Source organism: Pseudomonas serboccidentalis (assembly GCF_028830055.1).
Classification (GTDB): Bacteria; Pseudomonadota; Gammaproteobacteria; order Pseudomonadales; family Pseudomonadaceae; genus Aquipseudomonas; species Aquipseudomonas serboccidentalis.
Genome location: NZ_CP101655.1, coordinates 174,445 through 200,933 on the forward strand (window position 1 = coordinate 174,445; position 26,489 = coordinate 200,933).

At 59.6% G+C, this 26,489-nt stretch carries 21 protein-coding genes and 1 pseudogene; 10 read left to right on the top strand and 12 right to left on the bottom strand.

What is annotated here, in order from left to right:
- Positions 1–7: 7 nt before the first annotated feature.
- From NN484_RS00665 to NN484_RS00695, 7 genes are all read right to left on the bottom strand, one after another.
- A complete protein-coding gene (locus NN484_RS00665) occupies positions 8–934 on the bottom strand; it encodes an ABC transporter permease subunit (protein ID WP_003221608.1) in 927 nt (308 codons plus the stop codon).
- A 10-nt stretch (positions 935–944) separates the two neighbouring features.
- Entirely contained in the window at positions 945–1,955 is a 1,011-nt protein-coding gene (locus tag NN484_RS00670) for an ABC transporter permease subunit (RefSeq protein WP_008085273.1), read from the bottom strand.
- Between the two features lie 73 nt (positions 1,956–2,028).
- Complete coding sequence (locus NN484_RS00675; RefSeq protein WP_127649823.1) at positions 2,029–3,624, bottom strand: ABC transporter substrate-binding protein; 1,596 nt, start codon at positions 3,622–3,624, stop codon at positions 2,029–2,031.
- Positions 3,625–3,702: 78 nt separating this feature from the next.
- On the bottom strand, positions 3,703–5,115 hold the full coding sequence (locus NN484_RS00680; protein ID WP_127649822.1) for an OprD family porin: 1,413 nt from the start codon (positions 5,113–5,115) through the stop codon (positions 3,703–3,705).
- A 176-nt stretch (positions 5,116–5,291) separates the two neighbouring features.
- Positions 5,292–6,890, bottom strand: coding sequence for an ABC transporter substrate-binding protein (locus NN484_RS00685; RefSeq protein WP_274658427.1), 1,599 nt, complete (start codon positions 6,888–6,890; stop codon positions 5,292–5,294).
- A 300-nt stretch (positions 6,891–7,190) separates the two neighbouring features.
- Positions 7,191–8,816, bottom strand: a complete 1,626-nt coding sequence (locus NN484_RS00690; protein WP_215501839.1) for an ABC transporter substrate-binding protein — start codon at positions 8,814–8,816, stop codon at positions 7,191–7,193.
- A gap of 260 nt (positions 8,817–9,076) precedes the next feature.
- Positions 9,077–10,678 (bottom strand): ABC transporter substrate-binding protein, encoded by a 1,602-nt coding sequence (locus NN484_RS00695; RefSeq protein WP_274658428.1) that lies wholly within the window; start codon positions 10,676–10,678, stop codon positions 9,077–9,079.
- 958 nt (positions 10,679–11,636) lie between these two features.
- Between NN484_RS00695 and NN484_RS00700 the strand changes: the two genes are divergently transcribed.
- On the top strand, positions 11,637–11,996 hold the full coding sequence (locus NN484_RS00700) for a DUF6124 family protein (protein ID WP_274658429.1): 360 nt from the start codon (positions 11,637–11,639) through the stop codon (positions 11,994–11,996).
- Between the two features lie 170 nt (positions 11,997–12,166).
- On the opposite strand, the gene NN484_RS00705 is transcribed toward NN484_RS00700, so the two are convergent.
- Complete coding sequence (locus NN484_RS00705) at positions 12,167–12,883, bottom strand: SIMPL domain-containing protein (RefSeq protein WP_102356046.1); 717 nt, start codon at positions 12,881–12,883, stop codon at positions 12,167–12,169.
- 412 nt (positions 12,884–13,295) lie between these two features.
- Between NN484_RS00705 and NN484_RS00710 the strand changes: the two genes are divergently transcribed.
- The 4 genes from NN484_RS00710 to NN484_RS00725 all read left to right on the top strand — a co-directional run bounded on the left by NN484_RS00710 (position 13,296) and on the right by NN484_RS00725 (position 17,858).
- Entirely contained in the window at positions 13,296–14,558 is a 1,263-nt protein-coding gene (locus NN484_RS00710) for an ATP-binding protein (RefSeq protein ID WP_215501836.1), read from the top strand.
- Positions 14,551–15,111: a response regulator transcription factor gene (locus NN484_RS00715; RefSeq protein ID WP_003221630.1), complete on the top strand. Its 561-nt coding sequence runs from the start codon at positions 14,551–14,553 to the stop codon at positions 15,109–15,111. Before NN484_RS00710 ends, NN484_RS00715 begins: the two co-directional genes overlap by 8 nt.
- 96 nt (positions 15,112–15,207) lie before the next feature.
- Complete coding sequence (locus NN484_RS00720) at positions 15,208–16,935, top strand: ABC transporter ATP-binding protein/permease (RefSeq protein ID WP_274658430.1); 1,728 nt, start codon at positions 15,208–15,210, stop codon at positions 16,933–16,935.
- A gap of 176 nt (positions 16,936–17,111) precedes the next feature.
- Complete coding sequence (locus tag NN484_RS00725) at positions 17,112–17,858, top strand: FadR/GntR family transcriptional regulator (protein ID WP_215501834.1); 747 nt, start codon at positions 17,112–17,114, stop codon at positions 17,856–17,858.
- A gap of 54 nt (positions 17,859–17,912) precedes the next feature.
- On the opposite strand, the gene NN484_RS00730 is transcribed toward NN484_RS00725, so the two are convergent.
- Positions 17,913–18,260 (bottom strand): hypothetical protein, encoded by a 348-nt coding sequence (locus NN484_RS00730; protein ID WP_274658431.1) that lies wholly within the window; start codon positions 18,258–18,260, stop codon positions 17,913–17,915.
- Positions 18,261–18,467: 207 nt separating this feature from the next.
- Between NN484_RS00730 and NN484_RS00735 the strand changes: the two are divergent.
- Positions 18,468–18,551, top strand: a pseudogene (locus NN484_RS00735) (GntR family transcriptional regulator); the annotation flags it as partial.
- 5 nt (positions 18,552–18,556) lie between these two features.
- Here the strand turns inward: NN484_RS00735 and NN484_RS00740 are convergent.
- The 3 genes from NN484_RS00740 to NN484_RS00750 form a co-directional block, all read right to left on the bottom strand.
- Complete coding sequence (locus NN484_RS00740; protein ID WP_274658432.1) at positions 18,557–18,910, bottom strand: hypothetical protein; 354 nt, start codon at positions 18,908–18,910, stop codon at positions 18,557–18,559.
- A 241-nt stretch (positions 18,911–19,151) separates the two neighbouring features.
- The gene (locus tag NN484_RS00745) at positions 19,152–19,340 is read right to left on the bottom strand and encodes a hypothetical protein (protein ID WP_127651174.1); all 189 of its coding nucleotides are present in this window, start codon (positions 19,338–19,340) and stop codon (positions 19,152–19,154) included.
- Positions 19,341–19,351: 11 nt separating this feature from the next.
- The gene (locus tag NN484_RS00750) at positions 19,352–20,656 is read right to left on the bottom strand and encodes a phospholipase (RefSeq protein WP_274658433.1); all 1,305 of its coding nucleotides are present in this window, start codon (positions 20,654–20,656) and stop codon (positions 19,352–19,354) included.
- A gap of 237 nt (positions 20,657–20,893) precedes the next feature.
- Between NN484_RS00750 and kdgD the strand changes: the two genes are divergently transcribed.
- The 4 genes from kdgD (at position 20,894) to garD (ending at position 26,426) form a co-directional block, all read left to right on the top strand.
- On the top strand, positions 20,894–21,805 hold the full coding sequence (kdgD, locus tag NN484_RS00755; RefSeq protein WP_274658434.1) for a 5-dehydro-4-deoxyglucarate dehydratase: 912 nt from the start codon (positions 20,894–20,896) through the stop codon (positions 21,803–21,805).
- A gap of 60 nt (positions 21,806–21,865) precedes the next feature.
- A complete protein-coding gene (locus NN484_RS00760; RefSeq protein ID WP_274658435.1) occupies positions 21,866–23,311 on the top strand; it encodes an aldehyde dehydrogenase family protein in 1,446 nt (481 codons plus the stop codon).
- A 185-nt stretch (positions 23,312–23,496) separates the two neighbouring features.
- Complete coding sequence (locus NN484_RS00765; RefSeq protein ID WP_127651170.1) at positions 23,497–24,861, top strand: MFS transporter; 1,365 nt, start codon at positions 23,497–23,499, stop codon at positions 24,859–24,861.
- Positions 24,862–24,872: 11 nt separating this feature from the next.
- Positions 24,873–26,426: a galactarate dehydratase gene (gene garD / locus NN484_RS00770; RefSeq protein ID WP_127651169.1), complete on the top strand. Its 1,554-nt coding sequence runs from the start codon at positions 24,873–24,875 to the stop codon at positions 26,424–26,426.
- Positions 26,427–26,489 lie beyond the last annotated feature (63 nt).

The following is a 26,489-nucleotide window of genomic DNA, read 5'->3' on the forward strand; positions in this document are numbered from 1 at the left end:
AATCTCCTCAGGCGGCGTTCTTGAGTTTCGGGTCCAGCGCATCGCGCAGACCGTCGCCCATCAAGTTGATTGCCAGCACGCTGAGCAAAATGGTCAGCCCCGGCAGGCTCACTACCCACCAGGCGCGTTCGATGTAGTCGCGGGCCGAGGCCAGCATGGTGCCCCACTCAGGGGTTGGCGGTTGTACGCCAAGGCCGAGGAAGCCCAGCGCCGCAGCGTCGAGAATCGCCGAAGAGAAACTCAGGGTGGCCTGAACGATCAGCGGCGCCATGCAGTTGGGCAGCACGGTAATGAACATCAGACGTGGCAGACCGGCACCGGCCAGGCGCGCGGCGGTCACGTAGTCGCGGTTCAGTTCGCCCATTACGGCGGCACGGGTCAGACGCACGTAGGACGGCAGCGATACCACAGCAATGGCGATCACGGTGTTGATCAGGCCAGGGCCGAGGATGGCGACGATCGCCACTGCCAGCAGCAGGGACGGCAGGGCCAGCATGATGTCCATCAGACGCATGATGGTCGGGCCGATCATTTTCGGGAAGAACCCGGCGAACAGACCCAGCAGGATCCCCGGGATCAACGACATCACCACCGACGACAGACCGATCAGCAGCGACAGGCGCGAACCCTGGATCAGCCGCGACAGCAGGTCGCGACCCAGTTCATCGGTGCCGAGCAGAAATTGCATCTGCCCGCCTTCCAGCCACGCCGGTGGCGTCAGCAGGAAGTCACGGTATTGCTCGCTCGGGTTATGCGGCGCGACCCACGGCGCGAAGATCGCGCAGAAAATCACCAGCAGCATGAACAGCAGGCCGGCAACCGCGCCTTTGTTTTTCGAGAAGGCTTGCCAGAATTCTTTGTACGGCGACGGGTACAGCAGGCTTTGATCCGCGCTCGGGGCGGAAGTGGCTACTGAGGATGTTGGAGTGCTCATGGTATGGACCTCAGCGCTGATGACGGATGCGTGGGTTGGCAAAGCCGTAGAGGATGTCCACTACGAAGTTGACCAGAATCACCAGGCAGGCGATTAACAGGATGCCGTTTTGCACAACCGGGTAGTCCCGGGCGCCAATGGCTTCGATCAGCCATTTACCAATGCCGGGCCAGGAGAAAATGGTTTCGGTCAGGACTGCACCGGCCAGCAGGGTGCCGACTTGCAGGCCGACCACGGTCAGTACCGGGATCAGCGCATTGCGCAGGCCGTGCACGAATACCACGCGCGACGGCGACAGGCCTTTGGCCTTGGCGGTACGGATGTAGTCTTCGCGCAGCACTTCGAGCATCGACGAACGGGTCATCCGCGCGATCACGGCCAGTGGAATGGTGCCGAGTACGATGGCCGGCAGGATCAGGTGATGCAGGGCATCGAAGAACGCCCCGACGTCATCGGCCAGCAGCGTGTCGATCAGCATGAAGCCGGTGCGCGGCTCGATGTCATAGAGCAGGTCGATCCGCCCGGAAACCGGGGTCCAGCCCAGGCTTACCGAGAAGAACATGATCAGGATCAGGCCCCACCAGAAGATTGGCATCGAATACCCCGCCAGGGAGATGCCCATCACCCCATGGTCGAACAGGGATCCTCGCTTGAGGGCCGCGATCACCCCGGCCAGAAGGCCCAGAATGCCGGCGAACAGCAGGGCGGCCATGGACAGTTCCAGGGTCGCCGGGAAGAGGGAGGTGAACTCGGTCCATACGCTCTCACGAGTACGCAGGGATTCGCCGAGATCGCCGTGGGCCAGTTTGCCGATGTAGTCCAGATACTGGGCATACAGCGGCTTGTTCAGACCAAGGCGTTCCATTGCCTGAGCGTGCATTTCGGGGTCGACCCGACGTTCGCCCATCATCACTTCCACGGGGTCGCCAGGGATCATGCGAATCAACGCGAAAGTCAGCAGGGTGATGCCGAAAAACGTGGGGATCAACAACCCCAGTCGGCGGGCAATAAAACTAAACATCTTGTGTGGTACCTCATCAGCCGGTTAGGCGTGCCCGGCGCCCCTGGGGTCAGGGAGGCCGGGAGTTTCTTATCTACTTCACCTGGGTAGTGGCGAAGTTATTCGTGGTGAGAGGGCTGATGTGGTAGCCCTCTACGTTTTTGCGCATTGCAGTAAACATGCGGGTGTGGGCCATGCTGATCCACGGCTGGTCCTGATTAAACAGGACCTGGGCTTGCTCGTAGAGTTTCGCACGTTCGGCCGGATCTACTTTAGCCCGTGCTTCGTCCAGCAGCGCCTGGAATTTCTCGTTGCACCAGCGAGCATAGTTCTCGCCATTTTTTGCCGCCTCGCAACTGAGCATAGGCGTCAGGAAGTTATCCGGGTCACCGTTGTCGCCCGCCCATCCGGCCGAGACCATGTCATGTTCGCCAGCCTTGGCGCGCTTGAGCATTTCGCCCCATTCCATCACGCGGATGTCGATCTTGATCCCGACTTTCGCCAGGTCAGCCTGCATCATTTGCGCGCCGAGCATCGGGTTCGGGTTGGTCGGGCCGCCGCCGTTACGGGTGAACAGGGTAAACACGGTGCCTTCCGGAACCCCGGCTTCCTTGAGCAGGGCGCGGGCCTTGTCGAGGTCGCGTGGCGGGTTCTTCAGGTCGTGGTTATAGCCCAGCAGGGTCGGCGGGTACGGGTTGACCGCCACCGAAGCATTGCCCTTGCCGAACAGCGCGTTGACGTAGGCTTCCTTGTCGAAGGCGATGTCGATGGCCTTGCGCACGCGCACATCGCTCATGTATTTGTGCTGGGTGTTCATCGCGACGTAGGACACGGTCATCGCATCCAGCTCATCGACCTTCAGGTTGCTGTCTTTCTTGATGCTCGGGATGTCATCCGGTTTCGGATACAGCGCGACCTGGCACTCGTTGGCCTTGAGCTTCTGCAGGCGCACGTTGTTGTCGGTGGCGATCGCCAGAATCAACGCGTCGGCCGGTGGCTTGCCACGGAAGTAGTCCGGGTTGGCCTTGAAGCGCACCTGGGCGTCCTTGGCGTAACGCTGGAAGATGAACGGGCCGGTGCCCACAGGCTTGTTGTTGAGGTCGCCGGTCTTGCCGGACTTGAGCAACTGGTCGGCGTATTCGGCCGGGTAGATCGAGGAGAACGCCATGGCGATGTCGGCCAGGAACGGCGCTTCGCGGCGGGTCAGGGTGAATTTGACCGTGTTGTCGTCGACTTTTTCTACGCTTTTGAGCAGTTCCTTGAAGCCCATGCTTTCAAAGTACGGGAAGCCCACGCTCGACAGTTTGTGCCACGGGTGATTCGGGTCCAGCTGACGCTGGAAGCTCCAGACCACGTCGTCGGCGTTCATGTCGCGCGTCGGCTTGAAGTATTCGGTGGTGTGAAACTTGACGCCTTTGCGCAGGTGGAACGTGTAGGTCAGGCCGTCTTCACTGATGTCCCAGGATTCGGCCAGCGCCGGAATCACTTCGGTGGTGCCGGGCTTGAAGTCCGCCAGGCGGTTGAAGATGGTTTCGGCCACAGCGTCCGCCGTGACTGCAGTTGTGTACTGGACCATATCGAAGCCTTCCGGACTGGCTTCGGTGCAGACCACCAAGGGTTTGGCCGAGACGCCGATGGCGGCGCTCAACAACGCAGCCGCGACGGCCGCACGTAGGGGAAGCATTTTCATCGATAACCCTCTGCAATCGGTTGAAGACAAAAAACCGAACGGCCGACTCTTCATGAGTCAGCCGTCGGTTGGCGGTTTTTACAGGATGTTGAATGGAATCGTGGTCACGAGACGGAACTCGTTGATGCTGCCATCGGACTGGTTTTCGCTGGCGCGGTGAGCGGTGTAGGTGCCACGGATGGTGGTCGCCTTGAGTGGGCCGCTCTGTACCGCGTAGGTTGCACCAATGCCGTATTCGTAGTGGTGCTCGCCGTCCATGTTGCGTACGTCATACGCAGTGCCGGTGTAGTGAGTACCGTCGATGCCCCAGCCGCGAGCCTGGTAGATGTTGAACTTCAAGCCTGGCACGCCGTATTCGGCCATGTTCAGACCGTAGGCCACCTGGAAGGATTTCTCGTTCGGGCCGTTGAAGTCCGACAGCAGGGAGTTGGCCAGGTAGATGCCGTTGGTTTCGTGCAGGTAGTCGAAGTACTCGTCACCGTTGATGGCCTGGTACGAGAAGGTCAGGCTGTGGGCCTGGTGAGTCAGGCCGAACGACAGCGAGTAGGTGTCGTTGTCGATTTCGCCCATCTCTTTTTTGCCGGTATCGACGGTTTTGTAGTAGTTCAGGCCGGTGGTCAGGCTCACGATATTGCTGTCACCCAGTTCGTGGGTGGCGCCGAAGTAGTACTGGTTCCAGAAGTCTTCAACTTTGGAGGCGTACAGGCTGGTCTTCAGGCTTTTCAGCGGCTGATAGTTCAGGCCGACGATGCTTACGCGATCGGTTTCAGCGTTGTTGTTGGTGTACTCGGAGCGGAACTTGGACAGACTCTCTTCGGTACGCGGCGATACGCGGTCGAAGCTGCCGGCGTCGAACGACAGATTGTTCAGTTCTTCGCTGTGCAGGCTGACACCTTCAAAGCTCGAAGGCAGTGCACGGTTGCCGATGGTATCGACGATTGGCGTGCTGAAGTTCTGACGACCGGCGGTCAGTGTGGTGTTCGACACGCGGAACTTGACGTTGGCCAGGCCCAGTTTGCTCCACTGGCCTTCAGCGTCGCCGCCTTCTTTGGTCAGCGTACGGTTGTTACCTGCGCCTGGACGCGAACCCGGTGCGCCACCGTTGTTGGAGGCCAGATCCTTGCGATTACGTTCCAGGGCCACGGCGTTGTACGCGGCGACTTCAGTGCTGACACCGACGGTGCCCTGAGTGAAGCCGGAGTTGAAGTTGACGATGGTGCCCTGCACCCAGTTGATACGACGGTCAGTCGGGGTGGCCACGCCGTCCTTGCGGTAAGTGAACTTGCCGCCGCGCTTGAGTTGCTCGTTGGCATACCAGTTACGGGTCGTGCCGCTGATCGTGGAACCTTCGAGGAAGCCGGTGGCGTCAGCCTGGGCGCTCTTTTCGTTGACGGTCACCGGGGTGAACGCCTGGCTCTGTTGCTCGGCATAAGCCGTGGCAGTGATGCTGCTGATGGCCAGAGCCAGTATCGCGGTGCTGCTCAGTTTCATGGGTGAAGCTCCTTTACTTTCTTTTTATGCCGGCTTTTTTGGGTTGGCCGGTTATTGGTTTAGAACTCATTCACACACCGCAAACGTTTGCAAAATGCCTGATTGGCGAATTTCGGCAAAGCGCTTGCGTGAGGGGGATAGACGGTCCCCCTCAGCGTTGCGGCTAATCGGTTGGGTTAATCGATACTGACGCCCGAAAACACGTTGCGACCGAAGGGGCTGACCTTGAAGCCTTCAACCCTGGCGCTTAACGGCTGGTTGACCGTCGAGTGGGCGACAGGCGTGATCGGCACTTGCTGCTTGAGCAACTGCTGCGCCTGTTTGTAGAGCGTGGTGCGCTGGTCGCGGTCGGTGACGACCTTGGCCTCTTTGATCAGCTTGTCGTACGCCGGGTCGCACCACATGGAGTAGTTGTTGCCGCCAATGGCGTCGCAGCTGTACAGGGTGCCCAGCCAGTTGTCCGGGTCCCCGTTGTCGCCGGTCCAGCCGATCAGGCTGATGTCGTGCTCGCCATTCTTGGTGCGCTTGATGTACTCGCCCCATTCGTAGCTGACGATCTTCACTTTCAGACCGATTTTGGCCCAGTCCGCCTGGAGCATTTCGGCCATCAGTTTGGCGTTCGGGTTGTACGGACGCTGTACCGGCATCGCCCACAGGGTGATTTCGGTGCCTTCTTTCACGCCGGCAGCCTTGAGCAGCTCTTTGGCTTTTTCCGGGTTGTAGGCGGCGTCTTTGATGCTGTCGTCGTAGGACCACTGGGTCGGCGGCATGGCGTTGACGGCCAGTTGGCCGGCGCCTTGATAAACAGCGTTGAGAATCCCCTGTTTATTCACCGCCATGTCCAGCGCCTGGCGCACTTCGAGCTGGTCGAAGGGTTTGTGGCGCACGTTGTAGGCGATGTAACCGAGGTTGAAACCCGGCTTGGTGATCAGTTGCAGTTTCGGGTCGGCCTTCAGCGCTTCGACATCGGCAGGGCGCGGGTGCAGGGTGATCTGGCATTCGCCGGCCTTGAGCTTCTGCACGCGCACCGAAGCGTCGGTGTTGATCGCGAAGATCAGGTTCTTCAGCTTGACCCGGCTCGGGTCCCAGTAATGCTCGTTGCCGGTGTAGCGGATATTCGAGTCTTTCTGATAGCTCTTGAACACGAACGGCCCGGTACCGACCGGCTTCTGGTTGATGTCGCTCGGCTTGCCTTCGGCCAGCAGCTTGTCGGCGTATTCGGCGGACAGGATGGCGGCGAAGCTCATGGCGATGTTCTGGATGAACGCGGCGTCGACGCTGTTGAGCGTGAACTCCACGGTCAGCGGCCCGGTCTTTTCGACCTTGGCGATGTTCTTGTTCAGGCTCATCCCGTTGAAGTACGGGAACTCGGTCGGATAAGCCTTACGAAATGGCTGTTGCGGATCGAGCATGCGGTTGAACGTGAACAGCACGTCGTCGGCGTTGAAATCACGCGTCGGTTTGAAGTACGGCGTTGTATGAAATTTCACCCCTTCACGCAGGTGAAAGGTGTACTTGAGACCATCCTCGGAAATATCCCACTTGGTTGCCAGGCCCGGTACGACATTGGTCGCGCCTTTTTCGAATTCAACCAGACGGTTGTACAGCGGCTCGGCGGCGTCGTTATCGGTCGCGGTCGTGTATTGCGCGGTATCAAAACCGGCCGGGCTGCCTTCGGAGCAGAACACCAGACTGTTGCTGGCGGCGTAACTGGCGGACGTGGCGGCCAACAGGCCGGCGCCCAGCAATGCGGAAAAAATCAAGGTATGGCGCATGACGCTCCCTCTTTTTGTAGTGTTGTTCAATGCACCGCTATCCCGTCCAGGGACGTTGAGGTGCATTGAGCTCAATCCAGCACGTACGGCAAGCCGGTGGCCCACGCAGAAGCTGGTCAGAACCCGACGGTAGGGGCCGTGGGTCTGGCAGTAAATGCGTAATTGCCTGAAAACTCGTAGGAAAAGTCGACACGTCCTCTGCCGCTGCAGTCATCCGCAGCGGAATTGGCTGTAGGCAAATTCCTGACTTCCCGGCAGCTAAAACAACGGCGACGTCACGAACGTCGCCGTTGCAATGGCTTATTTGCTGACGCTGACGCCGTAGAAGGAATTCAAGCCGAATGGGCTGATCTTGAAATCCTGCACGTTGGCGCGCATGGGTTGGAACACCGTCGAGTGAGCGATAGGTGTGTAGGGCACAGCATCTTTGAGGACGTGTTGCGCCTGTTTGTACAGTTCGGTGCGCTTGGCCTGATCGGTGGTGCGCTTGGCATCCTTGACGAGACCGTCGTACTTCTTGTCGCACCACTTGGAGAAGTTGTTGCCATTGAGCGAGTCGCAGCCGAACAGCACGTTCAGCCAGTTGTCCGGATCACCATTGTCACCGCTCCAGCCAATCAGCATGGCCTGGTTCTCGCCACCTTTGGAGCGCTTGATGTACTCGCCCCACTCGTAGCTGGTGATCTTCACGTTCAGGCCGATCTTCTTCCAGTCGGACTGGAGCATTTCAGCCATCAGCTTGGCGTTCGGGTTGTACGGACGCTGCACCGGCATCGCCCACAGAACGATCTCGGTACCTTCCTTGACGCCAGCTTCCTTGAGCAGTTGCTTGGCTTTTTCAGGGTCGTACTTGGCGTCCTTGATGGTGGTGTCGTAGGACCACTGGGTCGGCGGCATGGCGTTGACGGCCAACTGGCCGGCGCCCTGGTAAACCGAATCGATGATCTGCGGCTTGTTCACCGCCATGTCCAGCGCCTGGCGCACGCGCAGGTCAGCCAGCGGGTTAGGCTCGTTGCTGCCCTTGACCTTGTCCATCACGTTGTAGGCGATGTAGCCCAGGTTGAAACCGGCCTGGTCAGGCATCTTCAGGGTCTTGTCGGCTTTCAGCGCCGCGAGATCCGCCGGACGCGGGAAGAGGGTGACCTGGCACTCGTTCTTTTTCAGCTTCTGGATGCGCACCGACGGGTCGGTGGTGATAGCGAAGATCAGGTTGTCGATCTTCACGTCTTCAGGTTTCCAGTAGTCCTTGTTGCCGGTGTAGCGAATGTTCGAGTCTTTCTGATAGCTCTTGAACACGAACGGGCCAGTGCCGATCGGCTTCTGGTTGATGTCGGCGGCCTTGCCTTCCTTGAGCAACTGAGCGGCGTACTCGGCGGACTGGATCGAGGCAAAGCTCATGGCCATGTTCTGGATGAACGCAGCGTCGACTTCTTTGAGGGAGAACTTGACGGTGTTGTCGTCGACTTTCTCGATCTTGGTGATGTTGGTGTCCATCCCCATGTCGGTGAAGTACGGGAATTCGGTCGGGTACGCCTTACGGAACGGGTCATCCTTGTTAATCATGCGATTAAAGGTGAACAGCACGTCGTCGGCGTTGAAGTTACGAGTCGGCTTGAAATACGGGGTGGTGTGGAACTTGACGCCTTCACGCAGGTGGAAGGTGTAGGTCAGGCCATCCGGGGAAATGTCCCAGCTGGTGGCGAGGCCCGGGATAACGGCGGTGCCGCCACGCTCGAACTGGCTCAGACGGTTGAACATGGTTTCGGCTGAGGCGTCGAAGTCGGTTCCGGTGGTGTACTGGCCTGGATCAAAACCGGCCGGGCTCCCTTCGGAGCAGAACACCAGGTTAGTCGCAGCGGTTGCGAAAGGTGCGGAGGCTAACAAGCCTGCGCCGACTAAAAACGGAATGACCGCGTGTTTAAGCATGTTGGCCTCATGATTTGTTGTCATTTTTTAATATTGAGGTACGACCTCGTGAGTCGTGCCTGCGGATACTTATGCAGGGGCCATACCCAATGCAAGATCCAGAGCGACTGCCGGCCTCAAAGCGTGGCACGAACGTACCTTAATGTCGCATTTGTATAAGAGTTGACGCATTTGACCGTTTGCGGGTGTTTTTAACGGTGCAAATGAAGCCCCAAAACGGTGCGTTGGTCACGTTGTGCGCGCCGCCTTGGGGCCCGGTGTTACCTATTTATACCCACGCCGTAGAAGGGTGTGAGGCCAAACGGGCTGATCTTGAAGTCGGTCACTTCCTTGCGCAGCGGCTGGAACACCGTGGAGTTGGCAATCGGCGTGATCGGCACCTGCTGTTTAAGGATCAATTGCGCCTGTTGATACAGTTTTACCCGTTGCGCCTTGTCGGTCGTCACCTTGGCCTGCTGCACGAGTTTGTCGTAGGCCGGGTCGCACCACTTGGCGTAGTTGCTGCCCTTGACCGCCGCGCAGCTGTAGAGCACGCCGAGCCAGTTGTCCGGGTCGCCGTTGTCGCCGGTCCAACCGTAGATCATCGCGTCGTGTTCGCCATTCTTGGCGCGCTTGATGTACTCGCCCCATTCATAGCTGACGATATTGGCCTTGATCCCGATCCTGTCCCAGTCCTGCTGGATCATCTGCGCCGACATCCGCGCATTCGGGTTGGAGGCGCGCTGCACGGTCATCGCCCACAAGTTGATGGTGGTACCCGGTGCAACCCCGGCTTCCTTGAGTAGCGCCTTGGCTTTCACCGGATCGTAAGGCGCGTCCTTGATGTTCGGGTCATACGACCATTGCGCAGGTGGCAAGGCGTTTTGTGCCAACTGGCCGGCACTCTGGTAAACGGCTTTGATGATCGCCGGTTTGTCGATGGCCATGTCCAGCGCCTGACGGACCTTGAGCTGATCCAGCGGCGGATGGGTGGTGTTGTAGGCGAGGAAGCCGAGGTTGAAACCGGCCTGCTTGAGCACGCGCAGGTTCGGGTCCTTTTCCATCACTTCGATGTCAGCCGGGCGCGGGTAGCCGCTGACCTGGCATTCACCGGCCTTGAGTTTCTGCAGGCGTACGGCGGCGTCGGGGGTGATCGAGAAGATCAGGTTGTCGATCTTCACGTCTTCGGGTTTCCAGTAGGCCTTGTTGGCGGCGTAGCGGATCTGCGAATCCTTCTGGTAGCGCTTGAACACGAACGGGCCGGTGCCCACCGGTTTCTGATTGAGGTCGGCGGCTTTGCCTTCCTTTAACAGTTGGGCGGCGTATTCGGCCGATTGCACCGAGGCGAAGCTCATGGCGAGGTTTTGCACGAACGCGGCGTCGACGTTGTTCAGGTTGAAGCGCACGGTGTTGTCGTCGAGTTTTTCTACCGACTTGATGGTGGTGTTCAGGCCCATGTCGGTGAAGTACGGGGACTCGGCGGGGTAGGCCTTGCGGAAGGCGTTGTCCGGGTCGAGCAGGCGCTGGAAGGTGAACAGCACGTCGTCGGCGTTGAAGTCGCGGGTCGGGGTGAAATATTCCGTTGTGTGGAATTTCACGCCTTGGCGTAGGTGGAAGGTGTATTGCAGGCCGTCGCTGGAAACGTCCCATTTTGTCGCCAGACCGGGTTCGATGTCGGTGCCGCCGCGCTGGAATTGGGTGAGGCGGTTGAAGACGGTTTCGGCGGAGGCGTCGAAGTCGGTGCCGCTGGTGTATTGGCTGGGGTCGAAGCCTGCGGGGCTGGCTTCGGAGCAGTAGACCAGGGTGGTGGCTGCGTTGGCGATCGGGGCGATGGCGGTGAGTGCGAGGGTGATTAGTAGTGGTTTTAGGGTGGATCTTTCCATGGAGTCCCCAGGATTTGGAGGTGGTTGTTTGTTGAGGTTAGCGGGGATTTGGGGGTGTTCGGAAATATCGTTTTTCCTGCTGAGATATCTATCTCGGTATATGTGGCGGCTTTTGTCGGGTACATATCCGTTGCTGCGGTAACGGCGGCTTAGGGTTCCGCCCTTACGGCGGGTCACTTTTGGCAAACGCCCCAAAAGTAACCAAAAAGTCTTGCCCCAGCGTACGGCCCTCGCTGGGGCTCGGGTTCCTTCGCTACGGGACTCATCCGGGGGCATCGCCTACGGTTTGCTTCGCTGCACCTCCTCTCGATGTGTTCGACTTCGTCGAACGGTCGCTGCGCTCCCACCCCCGGATGAATCCCTCCACTCAGCCTGCCGAAGGGGCCTGTGAATCAAGATCAAGATCAAGAGCTGCAGCCGAGCTAACGCTCATCCTGTTGAGTGGGGCGGCTGTGCCGCATGGGCTTACTCAAATCAAAACTGTGGGGCCTGCCAGCTGACTAATCTCTAACTGAATACACCCAGTCCCCCTGTAGGAGCTGCCGAAGGCTGCGATCTTTTGATTTTGCTTTTGAGTGTGAAAAGCCAAGGTCAAAAGATCGCAGCCTTCGGCAGCTCCTACAGCGAGTGTGGTTGTGTTTAAAAGTGTGTTGGATAACCAGAACCTTCCCACAAGGTTTTCAGGTTGTCCGTCGGACGCCGGCTCTCTAGCCTTGGGTTGTCGCTGAAAACTCGGCGATCGGGTGTGAGAACCCATAGGAACTGTTAATCCACAATCAGTACCACCATAATTGCCGCCGGCATTTCTGCTGCTCGCAATGTTTTATGGCGGCTGTGTGCGGGCGGGCTTCGGTCCGGCCGGGCTTGTTCCTACCGGTTTCTCACCCCGCACATTGCTGCCACCACTCCGCCGCGTGAGAAACGGCAAGTGAATGGCTATTGATTAGGAACGCTATCAATGTCCAAGCCTGTCCCCGATCCACCTCCAGAAACAACCCCACTCGCCGAAGCCCTCCACGCCGAAGACCTCGCGAAAAACCGCGAAGCCATAAAGCGCGCCCTCGATTTCTACCTCAGTCCCGAAGCCACAAAACCACGCCCACCCAGCTCGATGTTCCTCGTCCATCCAGGCATCGACACCGAAAGTCTGTTGGCGCACGCCTGTGAATCCCTGGCGTCGGCCAACACCATGGCCAGCGATTTCGCTGATCAACTCAGTCGCCCGCAACGCAATACGGCGCTGGCGATCCAGCAGATCATCATGCTGGCTGAACTGGCGGTGAACCGCGCGCTGGATCAGGTTGATCCGCAGACCTGAGACCGCGTCATCGTTCATCGCGAGCAGGCTCACTCCTACATTTGGAATGGGTTACCCCTGTAGGAGTGAGCCTGCTCGCGATGGCACCAGATGAGTCACCAAAAATCCCAGACACAAAAAAACCGGCGATCATTCACGGATCGCCGGTTTCTCATTCAGCCCACATCAACTCACTGCATCAACACTTCAATCGAGCCATCGGCGGTCAGGCTGACCTGGCTGGTGCCGGCTTCGACTTCCGGTGTGACCGGTGCTGAATCCATGCCAGCGGCTTTCATCATCATTGGGGCGCGCATGTACGGTTGTGGGTAGCCGTTGCTGTTGAGGTTCAGGTTGACGATTTTATAGCCCTTGCCGCCCAGTGCATCGGTGGCCAGTTGGGCGCGGGCCTTGAAGGCGCTGACGGCTTCTTTGAGCAGTTTGTCTTCGCTGGCCTTGCGGGTCGGCTCGGCGATGGCGAAGTCCATGCCGCCCATCTTCAGGTCGGTCAGCAGTTCGCCGGTGAGTTTGGACAGGGCCGCGAAGTCGGCGCTCTCCAGGCGCAGTTCGGCGCGTTCACGCCAGCCGGTGATTTTCTGGCCTTTGGTGTCGTAGATCGGGTAGCTGTTGCGGCTGCCCTGGCGCAGGGTGATGTCTTTGACTTGCTTGGCCTGGGCCAGTGCCTTGTTCATGGTGGTGCTGACGTCGGCGGCGAGTTTGGCCGGGTCGGTGTTTTGCTCTTCGGTGTAGAGCGTCACGATCATCAGGTCGCGGGCCACTTCCTGGCTGACTTCGGCACGCAGGGAAATCTGGTTGTAGTGCAACTCATCGGCGGCCAGGGCCGGAAGGCTGGCGACACTGCCGACGGTCAGAGCGAGAAGGGCGGCGCTGCGGCGAAAGGTGTGCATGAAGGCTCCTTGAATAATGCGCAGGTGTTGGTTCGTCCCTGCGTGAAACCATCAGACTCTAGCTGCTGCGGTCCGGTTCGCCCAGTTACAACTTCTATACAGATGTCATGTCTGCACGTATTCCTTGAGCGAGTGAGATTTTTGTGGCGAGGGAGCTTGCTCCCGCTGGACTGCGAAGCAGGCCCAAAACCGGCAAACATGGTCTGCCAGAAATACCGCAGATACTTGATTTACGACTGCTTCGCAGCCGAGCGGGAGCAAGCTCCCTTGCCACAGTCGATCTCGGACAGCCATGCGCAGTAGCCGATTTTACCGCCAGCGCCATGTGGTCGTTTGCCGCACTTTCGCCTCTCAAGGCCGCGGCTTGGTTATACTCCGTGCGATTCGCCTGGAGCGCTCATCAGGAGAGCTCATGCTCGCCCCCGTACAACTGACTTCCGCCACTCGCCAGAACCTCTGGCGGCTGACTTTTATCCGCACCCTGGTGCTTGCCGCTCAGGCCGGTTCCGTCGGCCTGGCCTACTGGCTGCAATTGTTGCCGTTGCCGTGGGTGCAACTGGCGATGACCCTCGGCTGTTCGATTCTGCTCTGTGTATTCACCGCTGTGCGCTTGCGCACGTCGTGGCCGGTGACCGAGCTTGAATACGCCCTGCAACTGGCCTGCGATCTGGTGATCCACAGTGCGCTGCTGTATTTCTCCGGCGGTTCGACCAACCCGTTCGTGTCTTATTATCTGGTGCCGCTGACCATCGCGGCGGTGACGCTGCCGTGGCGTTATTCGGTGATTCTGTCCGGCATCGCGCTGGCGCTGTACACCGTGATGCTGACGCGGTTCTACCCGCTGGAAACCCTGCCGGTGGCCCGCGAGAACCTGCAGATCTACGGCATGTGGCTGAGCTTCGCGCTGGCTGCTGCGGTGATTACGTTTTTCGCTGCACGCATGGCCGAAGAGCTGCGCCGTCAGGAAGAGTTGCGCGCGATTCGTCGCGAAGAGGGCCTGCGTGATCAGCAGTTGCTCGCTGTCGCCACCCAGGCGGCTGGCGCGGCGCATGAGTTGGGCACTCCGCTGGCGACCATGAGCGTGTTGCTCAAGGAAATGCAGCAGGATCACCCCGATCCGATGCTGCAGGACGACCTCAAGGTGCTGCAGGATCAGGTCAAGTTGTGCAAAGAAACCCTGCAGCAACTGGTGCGCGCCGCTGAGGCCAATCGCCGTATGGCGGTGGAGATGCAGGACGTCACCCAGTGGCTTGACGAAGCGCTGAACCGCTGGCACCTGATGCGTCCGGAAGCCAGTTATCGCTTCCAGCGTCTCGGCCAGGGCTCTGTGCCGCGCATGGCGCCGCCGCCGGACCTGACCCAGGCGCTGCTTAATCTGTTGAACAACGCTGCCGACGCCTGCCCGGAAAATCTCCAGGTGACGCTGGACTGGGACGCGGAAACCGTGACCATCAGCATTCGTGACCACGGCGCCGGTGTGCCGCTGGCCATCGCCGAGCAGATCGGCAAACCGTTTTTTACCACCAAGGGCAAAGGTTTCGGCCTGGGCCTGTTTTTGAGCAAGGCCAGCGTGACACGCGCCGGCGGCTCAGTGAAACTCTATAGTCATGAGGAAGGCGGCACGCTCACCGAGCTGCGCCTGCCCCACGGCGCCCGAGGAGACCAACATGAGTGACGAAATCCAAGTCGAAGGCGAAGAACTGCCGCATCTGCTGCTGGTCGACGACGACGCGACCTTCACCCGAGTGATGGCCCGTGCCATGGCCCGCCGTGGCTTTCGCGTCAGCACCGCCGGTTCCGCCGAAGAAGGCCTGACCATCGCCCAGGCCGACCTGCCGGACTACGCCGCGCTGGACCTGAAAATGGACGGCGACTCCGGCTTGGTGCTGCTGCCCAAGCTGCTGGAGCTGGACCCGGAAATGCGCGTGGTGATCCTCACCGGTTATTCGAGCATTGCCACCGCGGTCGAAGCGATCAAGCGCGGCGCCTGCAACTACCTGTGCAAACCGGCCGATGCCGACGACGTGCTGGCCGCGCTGCTCTCCGAGCACGCCGACCTCGACAGCCTGGTGCCGGAAAACCCGATGTCGGTTGACCGCCTGCAGTGGGAGCACATCCAGCGTGTGCTGACCGAGCACGAAGGCAACATTTCCGCTACTGCCCGCGCCTTGGGCATGCACCGCCGCACCCTGCAGCGCAAACTGCAGAAGCGCCCGGTTCGTCGCTGAACCTGCGCTGAACGGCCATCGCCAGCCCTCGCGATAACACGCACCGATCATCTATGATCGGTGCGTGTCTGTTCTTTTCTTTATTGAGCCTTTTCCATGAATCAGAACGCTGAATACTCCGCGGTCAACGATGCTGTGCGCGGGCAGTTTTTTCGCAAAGTGTGGGCGATGACCACGCCTTACTGGCGCAGCGAAGAGAAGGGCAAGGCCTGGACATTGCTGATTGCCGTGATCGCGCTGTCGCTGTTCAGCGTGGCGATCTCGGTGTGGATCAACAGTTGGTACAAGGATTTCTACAACGCCCTGCAGAAGAAGGATGAGGCTGCGTTCTGGCAACTGATCCTGTATTTCTGCGGCATCGCTACGGTGGCGATCCTTGGTGCGGTGTATCGCCTGTACCTGACGCAGATGCTGACCATTCGCTGGCGGGCGTGGCTCACCGAGAACCACTTCCAGCGCTGGCTGGGCAACAAGAACTACTACCAGCTGGAGCAGGGCGGTTACACCGATAACCCCGACCAGCGGATCTCCGAAGACCTCAACACCTTCACCGCCAACACCCTGAGCCTGGGCCTGGGACTGGTGCGCACGGTGGTCAGTCTGGTGTCGTTCTCGATCATTCTGTGGGGCGTTTCCGGCAGCATCGAGGTGTTCGGCATCGAGATCCCCGGCTACATGTTCTGGTGTGCGTTGATTTATGCCGCGGTCGGCAGCTGGCTGACGCACTTGATCGGTAAACGCTTGATCGGCCTGAACAACCAACAACAACGCTTCGAAGCCGATCTGCGTTTCTCCATGGTCCGCGTGCGTGAGAACGCCGAAAGCATTGCGTTGTACAACGGTGAACCAAACGAAAACCGCCGCTTGAGCAGCCGCTTCGGGCTGGTCTGGCACAACTTCTGGGACATCATGCGCGTGTCCAAGCGCCTGACGTTCTTCACCTCTGGCTACGGCCAGATCGCGATCATTTTCCCGTTCATCGTTGCTGCGCCGCGCTACCTCTCAGGCAAGATCGAGCTGGGCGAGCTGATGCAGATCAACTCGGCATTCGGCAACGTGCAGGAGAACTTCAGCTGGTTCATCAGTGCGTATTCGGAGCTGGCCGCCTGGCGCGCCACCTGCGATCGTCTGCTGAGCTTCCGTCAGGCCATGACCGACAACGAAGATCGCACCCCGGCCATCGATGTGCAGAACCAGGGCAGCGAACTGAAAGTGCACAACCTCGGTCTGGACCTGGCCGACGGTCGTCACCTGCTGACCCATGCCGACATGACGGTGGAACCGGGCGAGCGGGTGATGCTCAGCGGCCGTTCCGGCAGCGGCAAGTCCACGTTGCTGCGGGCGATGGGGCATTTGTGGCCGGCGGGCCACGGCAGCATCCGGCTGCCGGCAGCGCGCTATCTGTTCCTGCCGCAGAAACCGTACTTGCCGATCGGCACCCTGCGCGAAGCCTTGAGTTATCCACAACCGGGCGATACCTATGCGCCTGAGCGCTACGCCGAGGTGCTGGAAACCTGCCGTCTGCCGCATCTGGTCGCGCGTCTGGATGAAGCCAATCACTGGCAGCGCATGCTGTCGCCGGGTGAGCAGCAACGTCTGGCCTTCGCTCGTGCGTTACTCTACGCACCGCAATGGCTGTACATGGACGAAGCGACATCGGCGATGGATGAAGAGGATGAGGCGACGCTGTATCAGGCGCTGATCGATCAGTTGCCGGGGCTGAGCATCGTCAGCGTCGGCCACCGCAGCAGCCTCAAGCGCTTCCACCCACGGCATGTGCGAATCGACAGCGGGCATCTGGTGGAACAGGCCGTGACGGCCTGACCCACACAAATTCCCTTGTAGGAGCTGCCGCAGGCTGCGATCTTTTGATCTTAAAAGACAAAATCAAAAGATCGCAGCCTGCGGCAGCTCCTACAGGGGGGCTTTGGCGAGTGATCGTACAACCCGCCTGCGCTATGATGCGAACCTAGCCGAATTTTCGAGACCAGACGTTAACCATGGAAAACCCGATCGAGACACCGCGCCTTCCTCGCAAGCGCCGCAGCCTGGCCCAGGAGCTGGTGACGGTGCTGACCGAGCAGATCCGCGATGGTCTGCTCAAGCGTGGCGACAAGTTGCCCACCGAGTCGGCGATCATGCAGGAGCATGGCGTCAGCCGCACCGTGGTGCGCGAGGCGATTTCCCGTTTGCAGGCCGCAGGCCAGGTGGAAACCCGCCACGGCATCGGCACGTTCGTGCTCGATACGCCGAGCCCCAGCGGTTTCCGCATCGACCCGGCCACGGTCGTCACCCTGCGTGACGTGCTGGCGATTCTGGAATTGCGCATCAGCCTGGAAGTGGAGTCCGCAGGCCTTGCCGCGCAACGTCGCAGCCCCGAGCAACTGGCCGCCATGCGCGCCGCCCTTGATGCGCTGAACGACAGCGTGGCCCACGCCAGTGATGCGGTGGCATCGGACTTCGCCTTCCACCTGGAAATCGCCCTGTCCACCGGCAACCGCTACTTCACCGACATCATGACCCACCTAGGCACCAGCATCATTCCGCGCACGCGGCTGAATTCGGCGCGATTGGCGCATGATGATCAACAGCACTACATGAATCGCCTGAGCCGTGAGCACGAAGAGATCTATGACGCGATTGCTCGCCAGGATTCCGATGCGGCGCGGGCGGCGATGCGGCTGCATTTGACCAACAGTCGCGAGAGACTGCGCCAGGCCCATGAAGAGGCGCAGGCGCAGGGGTGATATTTGATTTGTGCGGACGGTAACCGAATGGCGCAGCTACCGTCCGCTCATTACTTATTCAACAAGCGAGTACGACCGTGTTTCTGAATGCACGAGGGGTTTGTTGGGTTCCATTAGCGTGTAACGTACTTGGACAGTTGCATTGGGTTCATAACTTTCTTTAAATAATGATGGACTAAGAATAAATCCAAAAACAGTAGGTGAAATATCTACGTCAAGTGAGCGACTCCATTTTGTGCCATTAGAGGCTTTAAAAAATAATTCGATTTTAGTGCCATAAGTAACTTTGTTTTCCAGCCATATAGAGACAGTTGCCACGTGCTCCACTCTGCTCAAACTGATTACACCCTCTATGGCTTGGTCAATTATGGGGGCATATGGCGCTTTTGTTGTTTCTGTCATGATCAAAATCCTTCTTAACGTGAAATTGAACCCTTTAACCGCAGGGTGTTCGCTGGCGAAGCTCGTTCATTAGCTCCTGACTCCATTAGGGCTTATGCAGCAGGATCAGGGCACCTGTCAGAAATATCAGTTCCGACGAGCGGTGTGCAGAACGCTTTATTAGCGCGCGAGTCGCGAACGAGGAGATCTATGACGCGATGGCTCGCGGCGCGGGCGGCGATGCGGCTGCATTTGACCAACAGTCGCGAGAGACTGCGCCAGGCCCATGAAGAGGCGCAGGCGCAGGGGTGATGGGTTTAACGTTCGAGTTTGACGGTTAGCGCTGGAGAAGTTTCGGGCGGCTGAGACATTTTGGTAACGGAGTAGTCAATCTTGGCGCTGGCGTCCGAAACGAGATTTTTCTCAAAAACGTGTTTTGGAATGGCGAACGTGAGCGGTTTCCCGATTTCGGCAGCGGTCACTACGATCCGTTCTTGAAAGTCGTTTCCCATAGATGTAGCTACGCGCAATGACACTAAGTCACCGACAGCCAAACCAGGGGGAGGAGGTACAACAGCGTGAGCGCTTCCTTCCAATTTGCCAACGTGAAGTACCCCGTTCACGGCTTCCTTCAGTACTGGAGTCGCCAATGCTTTTACTTGTGCAGTCATGATCCAATTCCTTTTTACTAACCATTGACCGTGGAGTGAGCATAAGTTGCGGCGTTGCGATGTCGGAGCCGGTCGTTTGCTCCTCGGTCATTCAGTCAAGTTCGAATGTGGCCTGCACCTGTAAGAAATACCAGTTTCGACGAACGGTCGTGGTCACGACATCTTTCGCAGGCAGGCTCGCTCCCACAGGGAGGCATCAATCAGTGTAGGAGTGAGCCTGCTCGCGAAGGGGCCCTTGACTTCAGCGCGGCAATATCGAGTGATCGACCCTTACTGCCAATTCCGCTTTCCCTGGCACTACCGCAAACGCCACCCACCCCTCCTTATCCACAACCCCTCGCGCAATCGGCTTGCCATCGGCCAGCAACTCCAGCGGCGCGCCTTGCAGCGACTGGCCCGACGCCAGTTCCAGTTTCAATTTGATCGTCATGGTCGTTCTCCTTAATTGACGTTGCCCGTCGGGTGGTAGTCCTTGAGCAGCAGGTACGTGCTCCAGCCCCACCAGTCATCGACGGTGGCGGTGTCGTTGAGGTTATTCACGTCTTTACGCCGCAGCACCTTGCCGCCCTCGACGCGGAACAGTGGTGAAAAGTTGTTGGAAAGACTCTGCACCGCCGTCAGATCCGGCAGCCGTTGCAGCGCGGCGAACGTCGAAGGGACGGGCACATTGCCGTTGAGGTAGGCGGCGAAGATTTCATCCGCCGAGGCCTGCACCGCCAGGTTGACCTGGGTGCGGTTGTCCGCGTCGCTGGCCTCGAAGTAGCGCTTGTCACCGTAGGCGCGCCATTGATCGCCATGGGCGTTGCGTACCTTGAGGCCGAATTTGCTGTCCTCGTCGTGCATGAAGCGGGTCACCAGCGAGCCGAGATCGCTTGGCGTTACCACCGCCGCCATCTCTTTACGTGGCACGCGCAGGTGGCCGGAGGAGAACAGGTCGGTGAGGAAGTGGTCGGCGAACGCGTTCATCGCGTAGGCCCGTTCCAGTTGTTGTTCATCGTGCTGGGCGCGGGCCGCGACGGCGGTCTGCAGGGCGGCGGTGTGCCCGGCGATGTAAGCCAGTTTTGCCCATTCGCCGAAGTGATCGGCGTTGTTCGCCGCCAGTTTCAGGTAACGCCCGAGGGGGAACAGTGCGGAGACGAAACTGCCGCCACCGGTGAGCTTGTTCCACTCTTCGGACAACGTATCTCCTAGGGCGTCGTAGGCTTCGTGCGGTGGTTTACCGTCCTTGATCGCCTGTTTAACCGCGTCGATTTCTTTTTGCATGACCGCGAGGATCTGCGGCGCCTCGGCGCGGGAGGCCGGCAGCACAGCGAGGGAATCGAAGGCGGCGTTGAAGCGGTTCAGACGATCGGCCGGGGTCGCGCCTTCGCTGATCGGCCGGTCGACCACCCCGTAGAAATCTCCTCCCAATGCCAGCACCTGGCCGTAGGTCAGGGCGAGGCCATTCGGCAGGTGCAGTTGCACGTTCTGCGCGCGGATCGGTTCGGCGTTTTCGACGAAGCGCAGCAGCGTGTTATCGCCGATGGCCGTGTGTTCACCGCCTTCGAAGCGCAATTGCGGTTTGCCTTTGAGCGGTTTGCCGGGTTGGGCGGTGGCCGGTTCGACATCGCTGTGAGCATCGGCAATGTGCAGCACCAGATGCGGGTTGTCGGCGCTGAAGCGGATGCCAGTTGGGGTGAACAGATCATCGAAACGGGCAATGACTGGCGTGGGTCTTTCCTGTGGTTTGGGGTGCAGTCCGGACATTTCTTTCTCCTTGATATGCCATCGGTAGAATTTAATTTAACTGTATATACATACAGTTAAATCGAGCCTAGACGAGATTTTTCCTACGTCAAGAAAGAATCCTGTCCGACAAAAAATGCCCGGCAGCGATGAAATGCAGTTGACGGTTATTTTTTAAGTTGTACGATGACCTACAACTTCAGCGCTGGCTGAACCCTAAAACTCACAAAAAACGTTGCTACCCAGGGTGTTCGAAAAATGAATCCACAAGAACTGAAGTCCATCCTCTCCGCCGGCCTCCTGTCGTTCCCGGTCACCGATTTCAATGCCCAAGGCGATTTCAACCGCGCCGGCTACATCAAACGTCTGGAATGGCTGGCCCCGTACGGCGCTTCGGCCTTGTTCGCCGCTGGTGGCACTGGTGAATTCTTCTCCCTGGCGGCCAGCGAATATTCGGAAATCATCAAGACTGCGGTCGACACCTGCGCCACCAGCGTGCCGATTCTGGCCGGTGTCGGCGGTTCGACTCGTCAGGCCATCGAATACGCACAGGAAGCCGAGCGTCTGGGCGCCAAAGGTCTGTTGCTGCTGCCGCACTACCTGACTGAAGCCAGCCAGGACGGCGTCGCCGCCCACGTAGAAGCGGTGTGCAAATCGGTGAACATCGGTGTGGTGGTCTACAACCGCAATGTCTGCCGCCTCAACGCTCCGCTGCTGGAACGTCTGGCCGAGCGCTGCCCGAACCTGATCGGTTACAAGGACGGCCTGGGCGACATCGAGTTGATGGTGTCGATCCGTCGCCGCCTCGGTGACCGCTTCAGCTACCTCGGCGGCCTGCCGACCGCTGAAGTCTATGCTGCCGCCTACAAGGCCCTCGGCGTGCCGGTTTATTCGTCCGCGGTGTTCAACTTCATTCCGAAAACCGCGATGGATTTCTACCACGCCATTGCCCGCGACGATCACGCCGCCGTCGGCAAGATCATCGACGACTTCTTCCTGCCGTACCTCGACATCCGCAACCGCAAGGCCGGTTACGCCGTGAGCATCGTCAAGGCCGGGGCAAAAATTGCCGGCTATGACGCAGGCCCGGTGCGGGCGCCGCTGACCGACCTGACCGGCGAAGAATTCGAAATGCTCGCCGCACTGATCGACAAGCAAGGCGCGCAATAAACACCGACCCACAAGGCCGCTGAGCAATCAGCGGCTTTTGCGTAGAGAGGAGAAAATTCTGTGGCTGATTCCAAGCGTTACGACAACTACATCAACGGTGAATGGGTTGCCGGTGCCGATTACTCGGCCAACATCAACCCGTCCGAGTTGAGCGACACCATCGGCGACTACGCCAAGGCTGACCTGACTCAGGTGCACGCGGCCATCGATGCGGCCCGCGCCGCGTTCCCGGCCTGGTCGGTTTCGGGCATTCAGGCCCGGCACGATGCGCTGGATAAAGTCGGCACGGAAATTCTCGCCCGTCGCGAAGAGCTCGGCACCCTGCTGGCCCGGGAAGAGGGCAAGACCCTGCCTGAAGCCATCGGCGAAGTGACCCGCGCCGGCAACATCTTCAAGTTCTTCGCCGGTGAATGCCTGCGTCTGTCCGGCGACTACGTGCCGTCGGTGCGCCAGGGCGTCAATGTCGAAGTGACCCGCGAAGCCCTCGGCGTGGTCGGCCTGATCACCCCGTGGAACTTCCCGATTGCCATCCCTGCATGGAAGATCGCTCCGGCCCTGGCTTACGGCAACTGCGTGGTGCTGAAACCGGCGGATCTGGTACCGGGCTGCGCCTGGGCGCTGGCGGAAATCATCTCCCGCGCCGGCTTCCCCGCCGGCGTGTTCAACCTGGTAATGGGCAGTGGTCGCGTGGTGGGCGAAGCGCTGGTCAACAGCCCGAAAGTCGATGGCATCAGCTTCACCGGTTCGGTGGGCGTGGGCCGGCAGATCGCGGTCAACTGCGTGTCGCGCCAAGCCAAGGTGCAGCTGGAAATGGGCGGCAAGAACCCGCAGATCATTCTCGACGATGCCGACCTCAAACAAGCGGTCGAGCTGTCGGTGCAGAGCGCGTTCTACTCCACCGGTCAGCGTTGCACAGCGTCCAGCCGCTTGATCGTCACCGCTGGAATTCACGACAAGTTCGTCGAAGCCATGGCCGAGCGCATGCAGTCGATCAAGGTCGGTCACGCGCTGAAGTCCGGCACCGACATCGGCCCGGTGGTCTCCCAGGCGCAGCTGGAACAGGACCTGAAATACATCGACATCGGCCAGAGCGAAGGTGCGCGAGTGGTCAGCGGCGGTGGTCTGGTGACCTGCGACACCGAAGGCTACTTCCTCGCGCCCACGCTGTTTGCCGACAGCGAAGCGTCGATGCGCATCAGCCGTGAAGAAATCTTCGGCCCGGTGGCGAATATCGTCCGCGTGGCGGATTACGAGGCGGCGCTGGCGATGGCCAACGACACCGAGTTCGGCCTGTCGGCGGGTATCGCCACCACCTCGCTGAAGTACGCCAACCACTTCAAGCGCCACTCGCAAGCCGGGATGGTGATGGTCAACCTGCCGACCGCCGGTGTCGATTACCACGTTCCGTTCGGTGGCCGTAAGGGTTCATCCTATGGCTCACGTGAGCAAGGCCGCTATGCGCAAGAGTTCTACACGGTAGTGAAGACTGCCTACATCGGCTCCTGATTGACGCAATACCCCTGTAGGAGCTGCCGCAGGCTGCGATCTTTTGATCTTGATTCTCTGGCGTCTCGGATGACGCCGAAGATCAAAAGATCGCAGCCTGCGGCAGCTCCTACAGGGAACCCGGAACACCGGGAAACACAACAGATTCACCCGCGCATAAAAATAATCAGTGGGAGTACATCTACATGCAATCGTCCAAGCCGACTCACGTCCGCTATTTGATCCTGCTCATGCTGTTTCTGGTGACCACGATCAACTATGCCGACCGCGCGACCATCGCCATCGCCGGTTCCAGCCTGCAAAAAGACCTCGGCATCGACGCGGTCACCCTCGGCTATATCTTCTCCGCATTCGGTTGGGCCTACGTCGCCGGGCAAATTCCCGGTGGCTGGCTGCTCGATCGCTTCGGCTCGAAAAAAGTCTATGCCCTGAGCATCTTCACCTGGTCGCTGTTCACCGTGCTGCAAGGTTTTGTCGGTGAATTCGGCATGTCCACGGCCATTGTGGCGCTGTTCATGCTGCGCTTTCTGGTGGGGCTGGCTGAGGCGCCATCCTTCCCGGGTAACGCACGCATCGTAGCGGCGTGGTTCCCGACTGCTGAACGCGGCACCGCTTCGGCGATCTTCAACTCGGCGCAATACTTTGCCACCGTGTTGTTCGCACCGCTGATGGGCTGGATCGTCTACAGCTTCGGCTGGGAACACGTGTTCATCGTCATGGGCGTGTTCGGCATCGTTTTCTCGGGGATCTGGCTCAAGGTTATCCACAGCCCGCGTCAGCACCCGATGGCCAACGAAGCGGAAGTGCAGTTCATCGCCGACAACGGCGGCATGGTCGACATGGACCAGAAGCAAGGCAAAAAGGCTGACGGGCCGAAGTGGGATTACATCCGCCAGTTGCTGACCAACCGCATGATGCTCGGCGTGTACCTGGGCCAGTACTGCATCAACGGCATCACCTATTTCTTCCTGACCTGGTTCCCGGTGTACCTGGTGCAGGAGCGTGGGATGACCATTCTCAAGGCCGGTTTCATCGCTTCGTTGCCGGCAATCTGCGGCTTCATTGGTGGTGTGCTCGGCGGGGTGATTTCCGATTACCTGCTGCGCAAAGGGCATTCGCTGACCTTCGCCCGCAAGGCGCCAATCATCGCCGGTTTGCTAGTGTCCAGCAGCATCGTGGCCTGCAACTATGTCGACGTTGAATGGATGGTCGTGGGTTTCATGGCGTTGGCATTCTTCGGCAAAGGCGTGGGCGCGCTGGGCTGGGCGGTGGTCTCCGACACCTCGCCAAAACAGATCGCCGGTCTGAGCGGTGGCCTGTTCAACACCTTCGGCAACATCGCCTCGATCACCACACCGATCGTGATCGGCTACATCATCAGCTCCACCGGTTCGTTCAAATGGGCACTGGTGTTCGTCGGCGCCAACGCACTGGTCGCGGTGTTCAGTTATCTGGTGATCGTCGGCCCGATCAAACGGGTGGTGCTCAAAGAGCCGCCAACCAACGGTGGTTCTGAAGCCACCGGCAAATTGTCTCAAGCGCATTCCTGAGGAGCGGCGTCATGCAGTTGATTGAACATTCCGACTCGCCGCGCTACATCCGCCTGCACGAGCGGGACAACGTAGTGATTGTGGTCAACGACCAGGGCGTGCCGGCCGGCACCGAATTCCCCGACGGTCTGGTGACCGTGGATTTCGTTCCGCAAAGCCACAAGGTCACGCTGGAAGACATACCCGAGGGCGGCCAGGTGATTCGCTACGGTCAGGTGATTGGCTATGCGTTGCAGCCGATTCGCCGCGGCAGTTGGGTCAAGGAAGATCAACTGCGCATGCCGACCGCGCCGCCGCTGGACAGCCTGCCGCTGTCCACCGAAGTGCCGGCCGCTCAGGCGCCACTGGAAGGCTTCACGTTCGAGGGTTACCGCAACGCCGACGGCACCGTCGGCACGCGCAACATTCTCGGGATTACCACCACGGTGCAGTGTGTCACCGGCGTGCTCGATCACGCGGTGAAACGCATCAAGGACGAGTTGCTGCCGAAGTACCCGCACGTCGATGACGTGGTCGCGCTGACCCACAGTTACGGCTGCGGCGTGGCGATCACCGCCACCGATGCGTATATCCCGATCCGCACCGTGCGCAACCTGGCGCGCAACCCGAACCTGGGTGGCGAGGCGCTGGTGATCAGCCTCGGCTGCGAGAAATTGCAGGCCGGGCAGGTGATGCACGAGGACGATGCGTCGGTCGACTTGAGCGAGCCGTGGCTGTATCGCCTGCAGGATTCCAGTCACGGTTTCACCGAGATGATCGAGCAGATCATGGCGCTGGCTGAAGTCCGCTTGAAGAAGCTCGACCAGCGTCGTCGCGAGACCGTGCCGGCCTCCGAGCTGATCCTCGGCATGCAGTGCGGCGGCAGCGATGCGTTTTCCGGGATCACCGCCAACCCGGCGCTGGGCTACGCCTCGGACCTGCTGCTGCGCGCGGGCGCGACGGTGATGTTTTCCGAAGTCACCGAAGTGCGCGATGCGATCTACCTGCTGACCTCCCGCGCCGAGACGCAGACCGTGGCGCAGGAGCTGGTGCGCGAAATGGACTGGTACGACCGCTATCTGGCCAAGGGCGAAGCGGATCGCAGCGCCAACACCACCCCAGGCAACAAGAAGGGCGGGTTGTCGAACATTGTCGAGAAGTCCCTGGGCTCGATCGTCAAATCCGGCAGCAGCGCGATCAACGGCGTGCTCGGCCCGGGCGAGCGCTTCAAGCGCAAGGGCCTGATTTTCTGCGCGACCCCGGCCAGTGATTTTGTCTGCGGCACGTTGCAACTGGCGGCGGGGATGAACCTGCATGTGTTCACCACCGGACGTGGTACGCCGTATGGCTTGGCGATGGCGCCGGTGGTCAAGGTTTCGACCCGGACCGAACTGGCGCAACGCTGGCCGGACTTGATCGATATCGACGCCGGACGGATTGCGACCGGGCGCGCGACTATCGAGGAGTTGGGCTGGGAGCTGTTTCACTACTATCTGGATGTGGCGAGCGGCAAGCAGCAGACCTGGGCGGAGAAGCACAAGCTGCATAACGACATCACCCTGTTCAATCCGGCGCCGATTACCTGAGACTGAGGTGCCTGTATTAAAAGATCGCAGCCTGCGACAGCTCCTGCATTGGATTTGCGTTTC